Below are 2,063 nucleotides of genomic sequence, written 5' to 3'. Positions count from 1 at the left end.
TGTGATCGACCCCGGCTCTACGATCATGCCAGCCGGAATCTCGAAGTTCAGCGCGCCGCCACCTGCCCCAGGCGTCAGCGTGACATTGGGCGACTCGCCGAATGGAATTGCATCAACATCGCCAATCGAAAGGCTATAACCTGCTCCCGTCACATAAGCAGGATCGGTCCAGTCTCCGCTTGTCGCCGATGCCTTTGAAAAAATCGCCGAGCGCCCATCTCCGGTATCGCTTACCAGAACAGAAAAGCCCTCATCCATCCCATCATAGGCTGCCCGCGCCGCCAGCGTATCCACCTGCACGTCATAGTTCGCACCGCTTGTCAGGTCGGTCTTTGGTACGGTCGTAACAGTACCCGGCCCGGTAAACATAATGACCTGATCGGCACTGCCCGAAAGGCCCGCAAGACCTTGCAAATTGCCATTGCCCAACAGCTCGATCAATTGCCGCGCCTGTGCCGTCACACGGCTGCCGTCAGGCTGGTAGCGCATACGGTAGGCGGCATCGCTCAGCGTCGGGCCTTCCCACGGCTTGGTGAGCGTCCCTGCCCCATTAGCGTCAATCGTCGCGATTACGCCCCAATATTCAGTGGCGCCAGTAATATCGATGATCGTATCGCCCTCACGAAATCCCGCCAGCGCCCAGCCTGTGCCGGCTCCAGTGAACGATGCCGAGCCATTGGTTAGGCTTACGGTGCCCGTGACGTAATCACTCATTACTGTCATGGTGTCTCCAATAAAAAAGCCGCCTCAGTGGGCGGCGGTCGGTACGGTGATTTTGGTCAGGTCAGTCGCCTTCCGGCGGCGCGGATTGTTCTTGCTCTTGGGCTTGCGCCTCAAGCGCCGCGATCCGCTGATCCTTATCAGCGCATTGCTGTGCGAGGATCAGGGTGCGGTTTTTCAGGAACTGGTTTTCGATCATCGCCTCTCGCAAGGCGATTTCTGGCGTGACTTGAATGTGGGTCACGGCCCCTCAATAATTGTATGTAAAAACCGGATCAGCGGCGTGCAACATTGGATGTTAGGCGACGGGTTCCCGAGTAGGCAATCGAGCCGAAAAGCTGAATTCTTGATCGAATTGTTACATTTCCGGTAATTGGAGATAGGGCCAACCCACTTGCATAGGGTTCAGGGGCGGCGTTTCTTTCAGACTGGTTTGTCCAACTAGCGCTCGTACCTTCACCTATGACGTAAACATCACCACCCGCCACCATTTCGATGAACATACGAAAGCCGCCATTGCTAACGTTCCCGCCTCCAAAACCCACAACGACCGCTCCAGCTGATATAAGATCACCTGCGCCTACATTTATAGTTTGACTGTTCAACGTTATGGTTCCCGGTGCGGACATGCTTCCGGAAGTGGGTCCAGCCTTGTAAACGTCAGTAACAGAGCCCTCTTCGAGCTTGATCCGGGTTACGGCAAGGTCTCCTATCATCGCCGCGTTAACGACCAGATTGTTGACAACTGCGTTTTCAATCGCAGCCCATCCCACCTGCAGGTTATCAATGAACGCCTGCTCAGATGTCAGCGTTTGAATGAAACCCAAGTCTGCAGCAATAGATGCCGTCTCGATATTGACCGCCGTTAAGCCCCAGATGTACGCGTTCGGCACGCGCAGATTTCCGCCCTCAAAAATAAAGGGTTGCGATCCAGCGGCAGCAGCACTTTCCGCAATGATGAACTGCTCGGCAATCTCAACTCTGCGGGTGGGCAATTGGGGGTCGTTTGGAGTATCCCAATAACTACCAGCCAGCCGATAATCGCCGGTATTGGCAACATCGAAGCGCGTTTCAATACCGACGCGCGCATAGCCACTCGGGCCGGACATTGCAGTGAACCTAATACGCGCTGACGATATATCGCCGGCATCCGCAGCAGATAGTTCGGTCAGGGCATCGGCGAGCGCCACGAGCCGCCCGTTCATCGGAATTATAGCCGTGGTGATCGTTTCTTCAAACGTGGCGGAAAGATCACCAACCACCGTACCAAGCGAGCGCCGCAATTCATCGAACTGCATGGCATTGGCAAGCTCCTGGTCGCCGGTCAGAACCGCTTGGGCCTG

At 55.8% G+C, this 2,063-nt stretch carries 1 protein-coding gene and 2 pseudogenes; all 3 read right to left on the bottom strand.

Annotated features, from left to right (window positions below; translation table 11 throughout):
- Nucleotides 1-723, bottom strand: a pseudogene (locus tag EO133_RS01260) (hypothetical protein); the annotation flags it as partial.
- Between the two features lie 61 nt (nucleotides 724-784).
- The gene (locus tag EO133_RS01255; protein WP_127070821.1) at nucleotides 785-964 is read right to left on the bottom strand and encodes a hypothetical protein; all 180 of its coding nucleotides are present in this window, start codon (nucleotides 962-964) and stop codon (nucleotides 785-787) included.
- A 31-nt stretch (nucleotides 965-995) separates the two neighbouring features.
- Nucleotides 996-2,063: pseudogene (locus EO133_RS20100) on the bottom strand (hypothetical protein); the annotation flags it as partial.

Origin of the sequence: Pelagibacterium lentulum, assembly GCF_003992625.1 — a bacterium.
GTDB classification, from domain to species: Bacteria; Pseudomonadota; Alphaproteobacteria; order Rhizobiales; family Devosiaceae; genus Pelagibacterium; species Pelagibacterium lentulum.
This window is presented reverse-complemented; position numbering and strand designations above follow the sequence as displayed.